This is a genomic window from Heliobacterium mobile, assembly GCF_009720735.1.
GTDB lineage: Bacteria > Bacillota > Desulfitobacteriia > Heliobacteriales > Heliobacteriaceae > Heliobacterium > Heliobacterium mobile.
The window spans coordinates 376051-391646 of sequence record NZ_WNKU01000001.1 but is presented as its reverse complement, the minus strand read 5'-3'; the positions used below and the strand labels follow the sequence as shown (position 1 = coordinate 391646).

At 51.0% G+C, this 15596-nt stretch carries 20 protein-coding genes; 1 reads left to right on the top strand and 19 read right to left on the bottom strand.

Annotation, left to right across the window (positions count from 1 at the left end):
- Nucleotide 1: 1 nt before the first annotated feature.
- From GJ688_RS02000 to GJ688_RS01960, 9 genes are all read right to left on the bottom strand, one after another.
- On the bottom strand, nucleotides 2-1045 hold the full coding sequence (locus tag GJ688_RS02000; protein WP_155474829.1) for a major capsid protein: 1044 nt from the start codon (nucleotides 1043-1045) through the stop codon (nucleotides 2-4).
- A gap of 26 nt (nucleotides 1046-1071) precedes the next feature.
- Nucleotides 1072-1443 carry a hypothetical protein gene (locus tag GJ688_RS01995; protein ID WP_155474828.1) on the bottom strand — a complete coding sequence of 124 codons (372 nt, stop codon included), beginning with the start codon at nucleotides 1441-1443 and terminating at the stop codon, nucleotides 1072-1074.
- A 3-nt stretch (nucleotides 1444-1446) separates the two neighbouring features.
- A complete protein-coding gene (locus GJ688_RS01990; protein ID WP_155474827.1) occupies nucleotides 1447-2181 on the bottom strand; it encodes a phage scaffolding protein in 735 nt (244 codons plus the stop codon).
- Nucleotides 2182-2698: 517 nt separating this feature from the next.
- Nucleotides 2699-3499 (bottom strand): phage minor capsid protein, encoded by an 801-nt coding sequence (locus tag GJ688_RS01985; RefSeq protein ID WP_155474826.1) that lies wholly within the window; start codon nucleotides 3497-3499, stop codon nucleotides 2699-2701.
- A 3-nt stretch (nucleotides 3500-3502) separates the two neighbouring features.
- The gene (locus GJ688_RS01980; protein ID WP_170291565.1) at nucleotides 3503-4933 is read right to left on the bottom strand and encodes a phage portal protein; all 1431 of its coding nucleotides are present in this window, start codon (nucleotides 4931-4933) and stop codon (nucleotides 3503-3505) included.
- Between the two features lies 1 nt (nucleotide 4934).
- Nucleotides 4935-6218, bottom strand: coding sequence for a PBSX family phage terminase large subunit (locus tag GJ688_RS01975; protein WP_155474824.1), 1284 nt, complete (start codon nucleotides 6216-6218; stop codon nucleotides 4935-4937).
- A complete protein-coding gene (gene terS, locus GJ688_RS01970) occupies nucleotides 6205-7104 on the bottom strand; it encodes a phage terminase small subunit (protein ID WP_155474823.1) in 900 nt (299 codons plus the stop codon). Before terS ends, GJ688_RS01975 begins: the two co-directional genes overlap by 14 nt.
- 41 nt (nucleotides 7105-7145) lie before the next feature.
- Nucleotides 7146-7382: a hypothetical protein gene (locus GJ688_RS01965; protein ID WP_155474822.1), complete on the bottom strand. Its 237-nt coding sequence runs from the start codon at nucleotides 7380-7382 to the stop codon at nucleotides 7146-7148.
- Nucleotides 7383-7519: 137 nt separating this feature from the next.
- Nucleotides 7520-8875, bottom strand: coding sequence for a site-specific DNA-methyltransferase (locus GJ688_RS01960; protein ID WP_155474821.1), 1356 nt, complete (start codon nucleotides 8873-8875; stop codon nucleotides 7520-7522).
- Between the two features lie 84 nt (nucleotides 8876-8959).
- Between GJ688_RS01960 and GJ688_RS01955 the strand changes: the two genes are divergently transcribed.
- The gene (locus GJ688_RS01955; RefSeq protein WP_155474820.1) at nucleotides 8960-9196 is read left to right on the top strand and encodes a hypothetical protein; all 237 of its coding nucleotides are present in this window, start codon (nucleotides 8960-8962) and stop codon (nucleotides 9194-9196) included.
- Between the two features lie 122 nt (nucleotides 9197-9318).
- Here the strand turns inward: GJ688_RS01955 and GJ688_RS01950 are convergent, their stop codons facing one another.
- From GJ688_RS01950 to GJ688_RS01905, 10 genes are all read right to left on the bottom strand, one after another.
- Nucleotides 9319-9777, bottom strand: a complete 459-nt coding sequence (locus GJ688_RS01950) for a hypothetical protein (RefSeq protein WP_155474819.1) — start codon at nucleotides 9775-9777, stop codon at nucleotides 9319-9321.
- A 103-nt stretch (nucleotides 9778-9880) separates the two neighbouring features.
- A complete protein-coding gene (locus GJ688_RS01945) occupies nucleotides 9881-10381 on the bottom strand; it encodes an ArpU family phage packaging/lysis transcriptional regulator (RefSeq protein ID WP_207708724.1) in 501 nt (166 codons plus the stop codon).
- Between the two features lie 52 nt (nucleotides 10382-10433).
- Nucleotides 10434-11009: a Holliday junction resolvase RecU gene (locus GJ688_RS01940; RefSeq protein ID WP_155474818.1), complete on the bottom strand. Its 576-nt coding sequence runs from the start codon at nucleotides 11007-11009 to the stop codon at nucleotides 10434-10436.
- A gap of 1 nt (nucleotide 11010) precedes the next feature.
- On the bottom strand, nucleotides 11011-11517 hold the full coding sequence (locus GJ688_RS01935; protein ID WP_155474817.1) for a putative metallopeptidase: 507 nt from the start codon (nucleotides 11515-11517) through the stop codon (nucleotides 11011-11013).
- Nucleotides 11518-11541: 24 nt separating this feature from the next.
- Nucleotides 11542-11703 carry a hypothetical protein gene (locus tag GJ688_RS01930; protein WP_155474816.1) on the bottom strand — a complete coding sequence of 54 codons (162 nt, stop codon included), beginning with the start codon at nucleotides 11701-11703 and terminating at the stop codon, nucleotides 11542-11544.
- Between the two features lie 20 nt (nucleotides 11704-11723).
- Nucleotides 11724-12569, bottom strand: a complete 846-nt coding sequence (locus GJ688_RS01925; protein ID WP_155474815.1) for a helix-turn-helix domain-containing protein — start codon at nucleotides 12567-12569, stop codon at nucleotides 11724-11726.
- Complete coding sequence (locus GJ688_RS01920; RefSeq protein ID WP_155474814.1) at nucleotides 12545-12973, bottom strand: HNH endonuclease; 429 nt, start codon at nucleotides 12971-12973, stop codon at nucleotides 12545-12547. Before GJ688_RS01920 ends, GJ688_RS01925 begins: the two co-directional genes overlap by 25 nt.
- A gap of 201 nt (nucleotides 12974-13174) precedes the next feature.
- Nucleotides 13175-13480: a hypothetical protein gene (locus tag GJ688_RS01915; protein WP_155474813.1), complete on the bottom strand. Its 306-nt coding sequence runs from the start codon at nucleotides 13478-13480 to the stop codon at nucleotides 13175-13177.
- Between the two features lie 79 nt (nucleotides 13481-13559).
- Entirely contained in the window at nucleotides 13560-13736 is a 177-nt protein-coding gene (locus GJ688_RS01910) for a hypothetical protein (RefSeq protein ID WP_155474812.1), read from the bottom strand.
- On the bottom strand, nucleotides 13729-15585 hold the full coding sequence (locus tag GJ688_RS01905; RefSeq protein ID WP_155474811.1) for an ATP-dependent helicase: 1857 nt from the start codon (nucleotides 15583-15585) through the stop codon (nucleotides 13729-13731). Before GJ688_RS01905 ends, GJ688_RS01910 begins: the two co-directional genes overlap by 8 nt.
- Nucleotides 15586-15596: the final 11 nt, after the last annotated feature.

Here is a 15596-nt window from a genome sequence, read left to right as displayed (position 1 = left end):
ATTACCGGACCGTGCCAATAAAAATTGCATCGGCCATAGGGAATGTCGGGAATGCCGTGGCGCTGGCTTTGGTCTCAATCCCCACTGGGTCTTTCCCGAGTTCGTAGATAGCCGCAAAGACGCCGGACTGCTCCGTCTGCTTCACCCAGGAGGTCAGCAGCGCTTCTTCGGTGGGACCAAACAGCGTTTCGCCCAAAGCTTGACCAGGCAACAGGATGAGCTTGTTTTCATCATTGTCGAACATACGAACCGTCGTAATGTCCCCGGATTCTTGATCTTCCACATCCACCTTAAGGTCATAACTGGCCAACACAGGCAGGTTCATGGAGGCCAGCAGTTGGTTAACCTGCGGTAGCGTGATCACCATGGACCCGCCGTTGTCGCCATTTATCGCCTTCCGGATTTGTTGGTTCTTACAGACCAGTTGGATGACTGTATTCGAGGTCAGTGCCCGCTCCGGCCGGATTCCGGTGTCATCTTGAAGAGTGTTCGTCCAATCCGTGATAACGTCTAAGGGTTTCGAGTTCACCGTATCGGAGAAGAGATCATCTCCGGAAAGAGCCTGCTTGTGATTGGCGGGTACCTGAAAGTTCGCCTCAGCGATGACACCGTTTTCAGCGAGAGTGACTTTCCCGGTTTCAATCGCTTTCATCCGCATGAGCTCAATTCGGGCATTGACAGCATCAATCATGGCATCCAGGTCGTTGTAAATATCATTGATGAGCTTCTGCTCATCGCCGGGATTTAAAGACTTGATGAGCATCAGCGTCTCACCGGACAGGGGAATTTTCCGTTTGATGGCCGGAATTTCCCCTTCCACCTTGGAAAAGCCCCGACGAGCTGCGATGCCTGCTTCGGCACCAAAGGCCTGGACCGTTGCAGCTACCGGACGGTTACGGGCGCCTTTAACATAGGACCAACGCAGGGTGTTCACCGTGTTATTGGGAAACAACGTCGGGCCAAGATAGTTGCGAGTTTCCCGAGCCCGGGCGTAAGAGAGCACCGTCTGAGGACTCTCTAAAAGTTTACGAAGCAGTTCGGCCATGAGTGGTTACCTCCTTGGATGTTTGATTATCGAAATTCCATCGAGGGCATGGCGCCCTTGATATTGGCGTCCGGTGCAGTGGCCAGACGAGATGCCCTCAGTACACCGGAATAGGCGCCGTTGACGACCTGGTCACCACTGGTCACATCGATGTCTCGGTCTACATAAAAGACAGGCCCGTTCAGCGTGCTTCCCCACTGTTCAGCGACATAGGGCGCAAATTTACCATTGGACTTTTTCGCCAGGGCGGTACCGGCGAGAATAATCTTTTTGCCTTCCTCGTTGGCCGTAACGGCCGAAGCGTCAATCGTCAGCGTAGAAAAACGCCGCCCTTGGGTCGAAAACCAGATGTTCTTCGGTGTCGTAAACTGGGTCTCTTTTAAGCCGATGTTGGTCATGGTTTATCTCCCTCCTTTCAACAGGTCGACCAGCTGCTGCAGCGTGTTTCCGGCATTCGCCGGGGCGGTTCCTTGTTGACTCCATGGGTTAAAGCCCGCTGCAGTCGGTTGGCTTCTCCGATTTCGAGCCTCGGCGATTTGACGACCGATTTCCTCCGGAGTCGGTCCCTGTCCGGCCCCCGGGTTACTCCCTCCGCCGATCGTGACGCCTCCGGCTTTCCCCGCCAGGTGCGGTTTGGATTTCACCAATGCCTCCACCGCTTCTTTGACTCCGGTGATGTTGCCCGCATCATCTAGCTTAATGCCGGTTCTCTCCACCAGCGCCACGGCATCTGCGGGGTCAATGAAGCCGGCTGAGTGGGCCGCGAGCTTAATCTCCGCATCGATTAGTCGGCGGTTTGCGGTCTCAAGAGCCGCTTTTTTCTCATTTTCCAACCGGGTCGCTCGTTCGTTAGCTTTTTCCAAGTCCGACTTGGTTTTGTCATCCGCTTCTTTCTGGGCTTTGGCGGCCGCTTTCATCTCGTCCACTGAGGTAAAGCCGAGCTCACGAGCCAAGCTTTCCAACTTTGCAGCACCAGCGCTGTCCATCCGGCTCTTTAAGTCAGCTTCGCTTTGAAATACGGCATAGGGCTGGGTTTGAGACGGTTGGTTTTGACCGCTTCCGGTACCTCCTCCCGCTCCACCACCGGTGTCTGCATTCATCATGGGTGTTCGGTTCCAAAAGGCATGGCGAAACACGATTTTTCCTCCTTACGTTTCGTTCTTATCAAACAGTGGGGCTCATGTCGATTTTCCCTTTTTCATGGCGGCCAGCTTCTCCGCTTTCTTGCGACGATTGCGCTTTCGTAGGGCTTTTCCCCGCTTCCCCAGGCCTATCACCCCCTTACCAATGGCCACAAAAGAACCGCCACTTTGGGCGGCAAAACGACAAATATTCTGTGCTCATCCGTTGACTCATCGATGCTACAATGGCATTAGGTGATGCGTGTGGACAAGCATATTGACCCGAATTGGACCATGGCCAACGACAAGCAATCGGTGACCGTGGGCATTAACACTCGCTTTTGGATTTGCCGGCAAAAGAACGAAGTGCCGGTTCGTGTCTTGTTAGGCCGCGAACATACTCGACTTTTCATGAATGAGCGAGGATGGAAGACTCTACCGAGAGAAGAGTTTCGCTATGGCGCCAAGGGCCAGGAAGTCCCGGTGGTGTTTAATGCATCCGGGATGTATGGCATCGCTGTGGAGAGCGTACCTAAGCCAGCTCCGGTACGTAAAGGCCGAAAGCGTGGCGGCAATTCGGGTGAAACAACTTCTTCGCCTTTGCCTCCGCAATCGTCGGATACCCCTCCGACCGGCCCGTTAGACTGAGAATTTTCCCCTGCCAGGGTTCACACCACTTGCAGGGGTTTACGTGTGTGGTCACCTTGACGAGATCCTGTTCATACTCGAGTAGCCGGTTCGCCGTCCCTTGCAGATGAGCTTCCATGGTCGTAGTTCGGGCAACCATCTCCGCATAAGTCCGCATGTTCCAATGCTTCCCCTTGCTGTCCTTAAAGCCCGTAACCCCTCGTTCGGCGAGGTCATCCAAGATGCGCCGTGACGCCTGTTGCCAAGTCTTATATCCAATGACTGTCCCCCGGACCGCTTCCATGGCAACTTCCCGGTACACGTCCTGGACCCGTCGACCAATAAACTGGACCACGTCTTTTAGCCGGTTATAGGCCGACTCGGCCAGCACCTGGGCCGCCTGTTGATGTATGGCTCCAAAACCCCCTGAAACGGCAATCCCAGCGCCGGCCAGCTGTGTTTCGGCCGTCTTTACACCATCGGTATATACCCACGGAATCGCATCCTGGCACCACTCATTAGACCCTGTCGAGAGGTCTTCGAGGATGGATTGAACGTTCTGCAGCATAGTCTGCAGGTACCGGACTTCATTTCCCTTCAGCAATCCCCGGTTCAGTTCGTTAAGGATTTCCCGTTCGGCGTCTCCATAGAGTTGGAACAACCGTCCGGCTTCCTCATCGGTCAACTTGCGAATCGAAGTGGACACCGGTTACTCACCCCGCTTTGGTGGCGGCAGCGAGACCCGGGGGCCTATCGGCGATTCTAATGGTTTTGGTTTATCGGCTTGGATCCGGTCGAGCTCTTCTTGAAGCGACTTCCCATCGATACCGTCCAAACGCCGGACGCTGCTTTCAACGCTGGTGTTTCCCGACTGCAGCCGGATTTGCTCCACCTGGGCCGCCTCCATGTCATCGGTCGGTAGTCCATCTCGCCACTCAATGTGCGGCATCGCTGGGGTGTAACTCCCCTGGCCATGAGTCACATCCAATACTTGTGCAGCAAAAAGCGCCTGCTTCAACGCTTGGTCGAAGTACAGGCGCTTTCGGTTTATTTTGGCCACAGTCCGGATAAGCCGAAATTTCAATGCCCGGCCACTGTCGGCGGTTCCGTTTTTGTCCAGGCCGAAGGCGGCCGGAGAAACTTCGGAGGTCATCATCAGCAGTTCAAGCAGCTGATCAATTTGCTTAAAGGCCGCTTCCAATTGAGCATCCCATACCAAGTATTTCGGCAAGTCCCCAGTATGCTCCGGGTCAACCTCGATCGTTTGTAAGGATTCCCGCTCGACGTAATACCTCTGGGTGGCCTCATCATAGCGCATCAATCCCGGAGGTAAAACGAGTTTCGGATCACTGTGCTTATCCAAAATGACCGATATCTTGCTCACCCGGTTGTTGAGCTCATCAAAGAGCGACTCCATGTCCGCATAGTCACTGATGCCCCAGAACATATCATCCAGCCGCCAGTTGGGCACGTGACGCACCAATAGCCCTGGGTACCCGGTCTCCTGCTCATCCGGAATAGCAGCATAGTCCGGGAGCGTCGCCATCGGGACGCGTTTTCCGACCTGGTTGCCCCTCATCTCCCAGAGTTCGTTCCTGATGAGACCGGGTTCATGAATCTCTGTGCGAAGGTACTGCCGATTCCCCGCTTTCTTTATCCAGGCGAGGGTAGCGCCCCGCATCTCTTGGATGTTATCGCCGCTAATATCCGGGAAGAAGATATCGGGAGGCACCGATTCGATAATAGCCCGCTCTTTGTCCCAGGCTGAAGGCTTGCCGAACCGGACCTTAATCACGGCATCGCCCCGCCAACTACTCGACAACGCCATTTCATAACACCGGGTATGCAGCTGGTTTGATTGAATAATGCCATCGACGGCCTTTTGCTCCGGGCTGTCTTCGTCGCCGGCCACCACCCGAACCTGTTCCCCAAAGAGAAGGTCCGCGCTGATCTTGGAGACGAGCCCGGCATAATTGCAGACGAGATAGACGATGGTCTTATCCAGTTCCTTGTCGAGCCAGGCCTGCACCCGGGCAAAAACTTCGGAATGCTTGCCTAAGAACAACTGCCGGTATCGGGTGTAATCCTGCAATCGATGGTCGTGGCCTTCCGGCGGCCATTGTGTGATATTGACGGTCAACTTACCACCCCCTAGGTTTACCGCCCAGCGCCCGGGCCTGCGGCTTGCCGAATCTCGTATAGATAAAATACCGGTTCCGGTCCATGGCATGGTCATTCTCTTTTACCGGTTTATCTTCTCCACGGTTCTGGGCCTTTTCATCCCAGATGTAGCTGAAAAACTCCCGAATGGTGTCCTTGCAGCTCCGATCAATAAAAAAACGCATTGTAGACAAAAACTTGGCCACGGTGCGGATCCCATTGATCACATCATTGTCTGCATCCCGAACCTGGTTGTATCCCGCTCGCCGAAGTTCTAGTTTTAAGCTAGCGGCCGAAGGGTCAATGTAGATGTTCATGGGTACCACCCCGTCCAAGAAGGACTTAAAATCATCGGCCAATTCCTTGTCGGTCTTCTGTCGCCCTTTGGCTTTGGCGTCCCAATAATACTCCCGGATGAGATGGACCACATCCTTGGTGACGCCGTACAGACCGAATGTGGCCACGCTGGCCGTCGCGTAGTCGATGGACACTCCATATTCCCGGTGCTCCTTCGGGCAGTCAATAACATGCTTCGTTTCGTCAAACATGTCATAGATGATGCCCTCGGCCATGACCCAGAGGCCCAATATGTAGCGCTTATAGAACACCCCGGAATACATGCGCTTGTACCGCTCTCTCACCCGTGGCGACAGGCTGAGGTTGTCGTCCATCGTGAAATGAAGGTGCAGCGCGTTTTTTTCGGCCAGTTTATTCAGCCAACCGACTTTAAACCAGTGATAGGGACCCGCTGGGTTACAGTTAAACCAGAGCTTGGCACCGTCGACCGAGCATCGAGCCGTGGCCTGGTTAACAAAGGACTCCGGCATTAGGGCCACTTCATCGAAGAACATGCCGGCCAAGGTAACGCCCTGGATTAAATCCTGACTGGATTCGTCTTTGCCGCCAAATAAGTAGAACGTATTCGAACGGCCTCGGAACGTGATGGTTAGGCAGTTGTCGGCGCGGTGGTCCTTAACTTTGAAACCGCGGCTTTTTAAGATGCGCTTTAATGGCTGGATAACGTTCCGGCGAAGAGCACCGATCGTCTTGCCGGCCATGCCCAGCTGCTCTCCGTTAAAGGTGACCATGGCCCAAGTGACAAATGAAAAAGCCATGGCGACGGTCTTTCCTGCCCGGACGGAACCATCGCAGATGATAGCATCCTTGTCATAGTGGGGCGAATTAGGCATCCACCAGGTAAGGACCTGCAGCTGCTTCTTTGAAAACGGCGCCCATTTGAATGAGGCAAGCTTAGGCTTCTTCATCCCAGACCTCATTTATCTTGCCGGAAAGCGCTTCTAAGAAGCCATCGTCTTCGGTATTATCGTCACCTTCATTCTTGGCTTTTTCAATGGCCAAACGGCGCCGATCAATATCCAGCTTGTCCACGTCCAACTGATGACGGTCGGTTAGCCTATGCTTTGTCTCAATGGCTTTTATTTTCTTGTCCTGTACCCGGGTTAGCGCTTCCTCCAAGCTAAGGATGTCCTCAATGACCCGGAAGTCGGTTTCTTCAATTTCGGTCTCGACCATCTCTTCTTTGGGCACGGTAACGACTTTCTTGTCGCCAGTGACCGGGTCAGTGACCTCTACTGGCTTTTTGACCGTTTTTCGCTCCATTAAGACCCGGCGCTGCTTCTCCGTCAGACCGTTTTTCAGGTCTTGGATGCGCTTCATCATTCGCCGTTCCCGAATGGTTAAGGTCGAAATGGTATGGTTAATTTGTACTACCGGATCCGTGGGGATCTGACCCCAGATCTCTTTTTCATCGTCTTCGAGGGTGTCCCAAAGGATGGTCTCAAACTCACCGGTGGTGACCGCCTTCTTGTTGCCGATTGGCCCCCCTTGGCCGCCTCGATTACCTTTTGCTTTTTGGTTCCCGGAAGGACCGCCTTTTCCCCCGCGGTTTCCCTTGGCGTTCTGATTTCCTTTCGGTGCGCCCGTTTTCTTTTTTGGAGCGCTCCCTTTTTCATTTTGGTGCGCTCCATTAATTTGCTCTTCCCATTTGTCTTCGGCCTTCCACTTGCGGACCTTGGAGTCGGAGACGCCAAGTTGGGCAGCGATGTCGACTAACTTCATTTGTTTGTGACTGTCTTTCCACAGTTCAAAGGCTTGGTCCCGTTTGGGGTCACGCGGCCGCCCTCTTGCCATTACATCTCACCCACCTCCCGGCCTTGTGTTGGAGTCGGTTTTCATAGGTCATCCTTCTGCAGCTCCAAGTCCAGTTCAATGAGCTTCTTCAAGTCATCGACCGTTCGAACTTCAATGAGCCCGCTTTGAAAGTCTTTTACCCAACGGGATATGCCAGCCTGGACAATCTTCCGATACCTCGCTTTGGAATCAGCAATGCCCTCCATGACCTCCACGCCGTGCTGTAACAACAAGTCCGTTTGTTCGCTATTATTAGAACGTGTGTTTGTAATTTTCATTGTCACACCCCGGGCTTTCCGCTAAAATGAAAGCGAGATAGTGGTCTCTTCTCAACCGCGGCCGCGGATTCCCACTATCTCCGCCAGGGGTGTGCCTGGCTCGGTTGGAAGGGCGTTGGCGCGCCCTTCCTTTGTTTTTATATAGATAATAGCGTTGCTTGTTGACCAGTAAACTGTTCCCATCGTTTCACAATGACATCACAATAGACCGGATCCAATTCCATTACATAACCGGTTCGACCGGTTTGTTCCGATGCAATCAGTGTCGAGCCTCCGCCACCGAAAAGGTCCAGGACGTTCTCTCCTGGCTTACTGGAGTTCTTGATTGCCCGGGCCGGGATGCCGACCGGTTTCATCGTCGGATGGTCACCGTTCTTTGCAGGCTTCTCAAACCGCCAGATGGTCGTGAGCGAGTCGTCACCCTGATGCAAGACTTCATAAGTCGGAACCTTGATGACCAAGTCATGAACACCGGTGGAGAAAGTAAGAATCGCCCCGTTCTTATCAGGGCGAATCGTTATCCCAGGCATGTCTTCGATGATGGTTGATTGCTTTCGGCCGCCGTACCATTTATGAGCCGCTCCCGGTTTCCACCCGTAAAGGATCGGCTCGTGCTTCCACTGATAGTCTTGGCGCCCCATGACAAACTGGTTTTTAACCCAGATAAGGCACTGCTTTACTAGCCAGCCAGCATCTCTCATGGCCCCTCGAAAATTACTTCCCTCGGAGTCCGCGTGGCAAACATAAACCGCTCCCCCGGGCCTGGTCACATTCACCATGTTTGTGAACGCATCCAGAAGGAAGCGGTAAAATGAGTCACTATCCATTTTGTCGTTTTGGATTTTGAGACCGGTTCCACCTTCATAATCAACATTGTAGGGTGGATCCGTAAACACCATATCAGCTAAAGTGCTGTTCATGAGGCGTTCGACGTCTGTTTTCTTCGTCGAGTCACCACACATTAGACGGTGCCTTCCGAGTACCCAGACATCACCAGTTTTCGTAATGGGGTCTTTAATTTTTTCGGCCTCAGCTTCCGGGTCGAACTCGTCCTCTCGGACATCCTCAACGTGGAACTCGGTCATTAGTTCCTCGAGTTCTTTCCCGGTGAAGCCAGTCAGGTCCATGTCGAAGTCGCCGGTGTCTAACTCCTGGAGCAAGTCTTTCAGGATTTCTGAGTTCATTTCGCTCAGTTCAGCGATTTTGTTGTCGGCAATGAGGTCGGCCCATTCTTCTGCTTCTGAAGAGTAGTCTTGTCGGTCGACCGGGACTTTTTCGAGTCCCAAAAGTTTAGCAGCCAAATAGCGGCCGTGGCCACGGACGATGAAGCCGCTGCGGTTTGAAACAGTGATGGGAGCACGCCAGCCTTGGTGCTTTATGATTTTGGCTAGTAGTTCAATTTGAGCTTGGGGATGAGTGTTTGGGTTACGAGGATTCGGAAGCAAAGCAGTTACTTTAATTTGTTCTGTGTATGAACAATGGACATTGGACATAATTTCACCTCTAATTTATTAATATAGGAGGATTTTTAAAATTAGTGTAAAATTATCAACTCAGAAAAGTTGGAGGTGCTATTTATGGAAAATACCAACAACCAACCAAACCTATCTATGAACGGCAAACATTGGACCAGAGAAGAGGATGATTTGTTTCTAGATTACGTTCGAAAAATGAACCAACATTCTAACGATGAGATTACTGATACCATTATTGGTTTAGGCGTAGTAAAACGTAGTCGCCCTGCTATTTACGCTCATGTTTGTTATTTACGCCGATTACTTAATAACGGCGATTTGCCACGAACATTTAAGTAAAGTTCATACATCCACAATACAAATTTAGCATATTTTTTGGCAAATAATCCGTCTTAATCTTGCCTTGTTTCTGCCAAGAACTTAAAAAGCAGCGCCCTCTACTATAGGGGCGCTGCTTTTAGTTAGTTCTTCGGAATCGGGTATTGATAATCAACAATTTGCCTTGTTGGGCTTATTTGAACCTGAACACCAATCCAGTAAGCTTTATTAGGGTCGTATTGACCGAGAATATTTTTAACATTAATCTTTGTTTTTAACTTAGAGCTCCATGTTCCGTACGAATTTGAAGCATACGTGGTTTTGAAATAAGTCCAATCTGTAGAGTACATAGTCGGAGGACCTTGGTCTAGGGGCGTAGACGCAATATACCATTGAAAAACGGGTTTCTCCTTTTTGCCTAGTGTAACAGATTGATTCCACGAACTGTCCAAATCAATGCTCATTTTACCTTTTTTAACGTCCAACTCATAAAGCCCTGTCACACTAAGGTTATCGCTGGCATAAGCGGTACCTATCAAACTAAGAGAAAGAAAGGCTGCAAGAAGTACCATAGTTGAAATTAGCTTAACTTTTAACCTCACGACCGCACCTCCGTTAGATATTTAGAGGTCTTAAGACCTCTAAATAGTTATATTCTTCTCTGTCCTCCAGAGTCCCGGAAAGTTCTTCCGTTTTTCTTAATTACTAACCAATCGCAACTTCTGGTAATGGAGTATAGACTTCTAAACACAACATAAAGGCGAGTTTGTAAAAAGCCCTAGATTTGGCGCGATAATACGTCCGTTCACTCATTCCAATTTCTGACCAGACTTGATAATCAAAAGTCTCTTCGTCTTCAAGATACCGCTTCTCGATAATTTCCCGTTCTGTCCGCCCTAAGCGCGAAACCGCCTGTTCCACTCGTTCGGTCAAGCTCCTTAACCGTTCCTCCGTGTCGACGTTCCACACTGCACATTCTTCGGCCGGTTTCCCGACCGCATTAGTGGCCCCGTGAAACCGGGGTTCATAAGACGGCGTCTGCTTCATCTCCCGACGAACAAAACCGATCTGTTTATATATCCGAGCCGTCTCCAGGGCTTCTTCTACTTTCTTGCGCGTAGCCTCCCGGTCAATTTCCGGAAGAATAAAACGTAATTGCTTCAAATTGTTCGTCCACCCTTCTTCGTATATAATTAGGGTGAACACACGTTCCTCCCCCTGCCGTATGGTTGCCGCCACGGTAGGGGATTTCTTTTTCTTAGGCAATCTCAAGATTCCAAAGCTGATTAACCGTCCGTAAATAATCGGTACCTTTAACCGGCCTTCCCACTTCCCCCGGCTTAAACGATGCAGCACCACCAAGTCGCCATCGACGAATGCCTTCATTCCACTCCCGCCAAGGGATTACATATATCTCTTGGCCAAACTCCGCCAAGATGAAAGCAATACCACCGAGTTCATCCCACTTCTGCAAAAACGAATCCTGGTGCTCCTCGAGGCGGTCCCATCGCATCCATTTTTGCTGACAGTCCTTCGCGTCGAAGGCGATCGGCCGGCCCATGTACACGCCCATAAAATCCACGGCCGCTTTTTGCGTGACCTTAGCCGCCACGATTGCCCCGCCCTTCCGGATCGGAATCCACTCGGTTGGGACCTTATGTATCACTGTGATTCCCTGGTTTCGGTATAAGTGGTTTTGGGTAATAATCAACTGCTCTAAGCCTTGCCCGCGGTTTGCGTGGCCATCACGAACGCAAGAACGCCGGCCCGCTCGTTCATCCTCCTGAGGAAGGAGGCCCAATCGCCGGGCCTCCACAACGCTTATGTTCGCCATGTTACTGCAGTTCCTTTCCGAAGGGGATTATGTTTGATACAGCGCCCACAGCCATCGGCTCGTCGAAGTCCAGAGTGAGCTGGTGGTGTTCATCGGCAGCTTTCTTCAGCAACTGAAGGTCTGTCGACCATAGCCCATGCCGGCGGACCTCTGCCGCAAACCCGGTGAAATCATGGTCCCGGATGCCCCATATCGGGTTACCAAAGGAATCCTCGCTTCGGGTGCAGTGACACAGTTCATGGTCGACGAGTGCCTCCTGCTGTTCTTCCGTAAGATGAACCCAAACCCCACCGTTGATGAGGATGACGAAGTCGAATCCAGTAAGGTATTTATCCTTAGTGCTGTTCTTTTGGGCTCGGCCATAAATGGTGTTGCCTTTGACTTCCCAATTCCCGAACCGGAACAAGTATTTAATTTTCGCCTCCACCAGGCGGCCGTGATGTTTCTCAATCAAATCCCTGGCAATGTCTTGGACTTCCGGTGCATCTTCGAAAAACACATCCGCCATACGGCAGTCCCTCCCTTTTGCGAATCAACGAAACTCTATCGGCTCCGCCCATGCCACCAATTTACCGGGCCGAAACGGATCCTTTCTTGGCCAACGGGGAATGCCGACAATGATGATTCCCGGCTTGTCCGCTTTTGCTTTTCGTGCCTGTTTTCCGGAGCGTCCTCGACGTTTGTGCTGCGTCATACGCCTTCCCCCAAGCATGTTCAGATGTCGTTAAACCGCTCGTATTGCCTGGCTTCATCACTGCTTTGCGGCATTACGTTTCTTCCAGCCAATGGCCCTTTTGCTGCAAGCCAAGGCTGTCTCGCTTGGCTTACCCCTTGGGTTCCCTTGCGTTCCTCTTCCTCGAGTCGGGTGATCACCCAATTCAGCATCGCCCGGAAATCGCTCTTGTAGGTCTTTCCCGTTGCCCCTTTGTAGTTGTCAAGAATTTCGATAGCCCGCCGAGTACGGTGTTCCCCGAGTTTCGCAACGAGTGACGAGAATTCGTCATTGGTCATGCTGACAAACTCAGCGAATTGGACCTTCGGGGGCGTGTTTTTACTCTCTCTCTTAGTCCTATCATTCTTTGGTAGATCTCTTTTTTTAGTTAGATCATTATTAGTATCTTCCGGCTTTTCCGGATACGGTTTTTCCGTTTGTGGTGATTCCGTATCCGGTTTCTCCGTATCCGGCTTTTCCGTATATGGTAAATCCGTTTGTGTCATCTCCGGTTCCGGAGTATTCGGATTCGATGATTCAATCGATGAAACGGGAGTCTCCCGAACAATCCGTTCAACCCCAAGAAATCTGCCTTTTTCACGAACCTTTCGTGAAACTATGTACCCAGCTTCTTCGAGCTCCTGTAATGTGGCATAAACCGCATCTCGGCCATCCTTGGACTGATTAACGAGATCGTTTATATTCACTCGCCAGTCGTCCGGTTTGCTGAGTAGGTAAGCCAGGAGGCCCTTTGCTCGCCAGGACAATCGTTTGTCGTTTAGGACCCCTTTGTCGATCATTGCGTAGGGATTCGAGCGTTTTTCTACTCTGATAATGGTTTTTTGCATGTTATCACTTCCCTACTGGGTAGGAGCCTCGCGAGGAGGTCTTTAATTTGATCCGCAGCTACCTGAATGTCAGTAATTGTCTTTTCTATATCCTTCTCGTCAATTAAACCGAAACGCATTTCGTATTCAATTAGGTCTAAATCACTTTCAGATAAAGCGCTATTCACGCGTTTTATAATATTTTTTAACCGTAAATGACCGTAATTGTCTCCACGTCTAGAGTTACAGGAGCGACAAACAAGGCTCAAGTTACTCTCTTCATGATTTCCTCCATGTACCCGAGGGATTAAATGGTCTAAAGCTGCTTCATGAGGACCGGTCTCCAGGGAAACAGTTTTTCCGCATATTTGACACTTCCAGTTGTATTGTTCATAAATTTTCAACCGTTTCCGTTTACCAATCATTCCTTTTCCCCCTTCTCCGGTATGTGCCTATTATTGTAATAAAAAGGACGCCTCAGACCGAAGTCTGAAAGCGCCCTACTCACCGGGTAGCTGGTGCCGGAGCTACTTGATTCGCCCCAATTCGGATTTACTTGCGTTTCGTAAACTGTGCGTTTTTCTTTTTCTTGCTCAATTCATTCACCAACTTTCTATGCCACCAACCTACGTAAGCATTTCTTTCATCAGTTCAATGGCGTTGCTGTCAGGATCGCCCCCTTGCGTCTCAAAGGTATTTAACTTTTCCAGATATTCAATTGCAAATTTTCTAACCTCAAGATGGCTAAAAACCGTAATCACAGTGAGGACCCATGTTGCTTCTTCCTTATCTGGAGTTTCGTTATAAAACTTGAGTTGAAGGTCGCCCGGTTCATTATCCGGTATTCCTTTTAGGAAAACCTTTAGTATAAGCTCGCCTTTATCGTCGACCCTCTGCCTGAAGCTTCCTTTACTACCCTCGAAACGTTCCATTGTTACCACCCTTACGACAATAGATTTGTCGTTATTTTGTCCATCGAGGATTTGATTTTATGGTCAGAGCAGCCAAGTTTCATGCGGCCACCTCGTTAATTAGCCGGCGAACGTCACCAGTCGTTATCGTTGTCAGCCTTTGAGGTTTAACCAGTTCTTCTAGGCGCTCACAAACCAAGCTCAATTCCCGTCCGACTTCCTGGATAGCCTGCTTGACGAAAGGGCGAATGTATTCGATTTGACCGGGACTACCCACATTCAACCCTCCTGTCTTGACCCTGGAGGCATTCGTGTACGAATTGGCTAACTTCCACAAGCTCCAACTGGTTTCCCCATGACTCCACTTGCCTTGACCAGGATAAGAAGAGACGATCTCGGGCCCGGGTAACAGCGACGTAAAACAAGCGCCGTTCCTCTTCCGGATCCGATGTTTTCTTGCTCGGGAATACTCCTTGAGCTAATCCGGCCACAAAGACAGTCGGGAATTCTAACCCTTTGGAGGCGTGAACCGTCATGATTTTCACGGCATCTTGCTTGTCCATCAGCTGTTCTTGAATGTCCCGGTACCGGAGGAATCTCAGAAAGGAACCGAGGCTGAAATCTTCTCCCAGGGCTGCTTTCGACGCTTCCCAGCGCTGCATCGACGAGAACGCGACTTCCACATCCCGCTTGCGGTTCTCCAGGCCTCGCTGGGCGTAGAAGTCCTTAAGCTGCAGGGCTTCAATCAGTGATTTGAAACACTCAGAAGGATTGGACGCCCCATTTCGCTCAATAGCCTGGCGGAGTTTCTCCATATCCTCGGCGAAGCAACCTCTAGCTCGTTCAACAAGAATTTGATAAAGCGAAAGGTCCTGCATTCCGGCTTCAATTTCAAAGTTCAGAAGTTCATTCGGTGTGTAGTAAGGCTTGGGAAAGGTGATGGCTCTTTTCAGGCTCATCGAGTCCTTCTTGTTTTGGAATACATCTAACCAGGCAATCATCGCTTTGACATCCCGCTTGGCAAAGGGGTCATCCCCGCCGCCGATCCGCTGGGCCGGGATACCGAACTGGTCCATTACGTTCTTGAATCGGTCGACTTGGATATTTCTCCGGCACAAGATCGCGATGTCCGACGACCGAGTACCGGTTTCCTTTAGACTCTTGATTCGACCGATAAGCTCCCGAATTTCCGTCCACTCATCGTCATAGTCATTGGTTTCTACCGGCTGCCCTTCTTTGTGGGCAATTAAGGTTTTTTCGATGCGGTTGACGTTGTTTTTGATGACCTGGTTCGCTGCGTCGACGATCGGATGTGTCGATCGGTAGTTATCCTGGAGCTTGTGGACCTCACATCCGGGATAGGTTTGGGGAAAGTTCACGATGTACTCAATCCGAGCGTTTCTCCAACCATAGATGGCTTGGTCTGGATCCCCGACAACAAACAAATTCTCGGGGTCAAGAAGGCGCAGCATCTCCATCTGGTCATCACTGGTATCTTGAAACTCATCTACAAAAACATGGGTAAAGGTCCGTTTGTAATGAGCCAGACAGTCCGGGTGTTCGTTCCATAAGAGGTTCACTAGGTCGATAAGGCGGTCCAAATCCACGGCGTTGTTTTGTTTCAACCGGTACCCATACTCCATGAGTACCCGGCATTCTTCCGGGTGCCAGGCGGCCTCTTCATTGACGTCCACACACTGCTCAAAACGCTCCAGGACCTTTTTGATGTTGGTTCGGCTACCAAACTCTTTGATGATGACTTGGAGGATTTCTTTGCGGTCTTCGGTATCGTAGATGCTAAAACCCGGGTCAATCCCGAGCTTGTAGCCCCAATCCCGAAGGACGGCCACGGCAAACGCATGAAAGGTATTGCAGAAGAGTTTCTTTCCCTCCTGCTCTCCAATGAGCGCCATCACCCGCTCTTTCATTTCCTTGCCGGCGAGGCGAGTAAACGTGAGACAGAGCATATTCGAGGTACCGATCCGGCTCTCAGTATGTAAGTGAGCAACCCGGTGCGTCAGGACCCTGGTTTTTCCCGTTCCGGCGCCGGCAAGGCAGAGGATGCGGGAGGCGGCAGATATAACCGCCCCCCGCTGGGATTCATTGAGTGCTTGCAAAAAGTTCATCTGTTCTCCCG

What these genes read in the sequence shown, in the direction of transcription:
- GJ688_RS02000 (WP_155474829.1), bottom strand. Translation starts at nt 1,045, where the DNA reads ATGGCCGAACTGCTTCGTAAACTTTTAGAGAGTCCTCAGACGGTGCTC.
- GJ688_RS01995 (WP_155474828.1), bottom strand. Translation starts at nt 1,443, where the DNA reads ATGACCAACATCGGCTTAAAAGAGACCCAGTTTACGACACCGAAGAAC.
- GJ688_RS01975 (WP_155474824.1), bottom strand. Translation starts at nt 6,218, where the DNA reads ATGAAGAAGCCTAAGCTTGCCTCATTCAAATGGGCGCCGTTTTCAAAG.
- terS (WP_155474823.1), bottom strand. Translation starts at nt 7,104, where the DNA reads ATGGCAAGAGGGCGGCCGCGTGACCCCAAACGGGACCAAGCCTTTGAA.
- GJ688_RS01965 (WP_155474822.1), bottom strand. Translation starts at nt 7,382, where the DNA reads ATGAAAATTACAAACACACGTTCTAATAATAGCGAACAAACGGACTTG.
- GJ688_RS01960 (WP_155474821.1), bottom strand. Translation starts at nt 8,875, where the DNA reads ATGTCCAATGTCCATTGTTCATACACAGAACAAATTAAAGTAACTGCT.
- GJ688_RS01955 (WP_155474820.1), top strand. Translation starts at nt 8,960, where the DNA reads ATGGAAAATACCAACAACCAACCAAACCTATCTATGAACGGCAAACAT.
- GJ688_RS01940 (WP_155474818.1), bottom strand. Translation starts at nt 11,009, where the DNA reads ATGGCGAACATAAGCGTTGTGGAGGCCCGGCGATTGGGCCTCCTTCCT.
- GJ688_RS01935 (WP_155474817.1), bottom strand. Translation starts at nt 11,517, where the DNA reads ATGGCGGATGTGTTTTTCGAAGATGCACCGGAAGTCCAAGACATTGCC.
- GJ688_RS01930 (WP_155474816.1), bottom strand. Translation starts at nt 11,703, where the DNA reads ATGACGCAGCACAAACGTCGAGGACGCTCCGGAAAACAGGCACGAAAA.
- GJ688_RS01925 (WP_155474815.1), bottom strand. Translation starts at nt 12,569, where the DNA reads ATGCAAAAAACCATTATCAGAGTAGAAAAACGCTCGAATCCCTACGCA.
- GJ688_RS01920 (WP_155474814.1), bottom strand. Translation starts at nt 12,973, where the DNA reads ATGATTGGTAAACGGAAACGGTTGAAAATTTATGAACAATACAACTGG.
- GJ688_RS01915 (WP_155474813.1), bottom strand. Translation starts at nt 13,480, where the DNA reads ATGGAACGTTTCGAGGGTAGTAAAGGAAGCTTCAGGCAGAGGGTCGAC.
- GJ688_RS01905 (WP_155474811.1), bottom strand. Translation starts at nt 15,585, where the DNA reads ATGAACTTTTTGCAAGCACTCAATGAATCCCAGCGGGGGGCGGTTATA.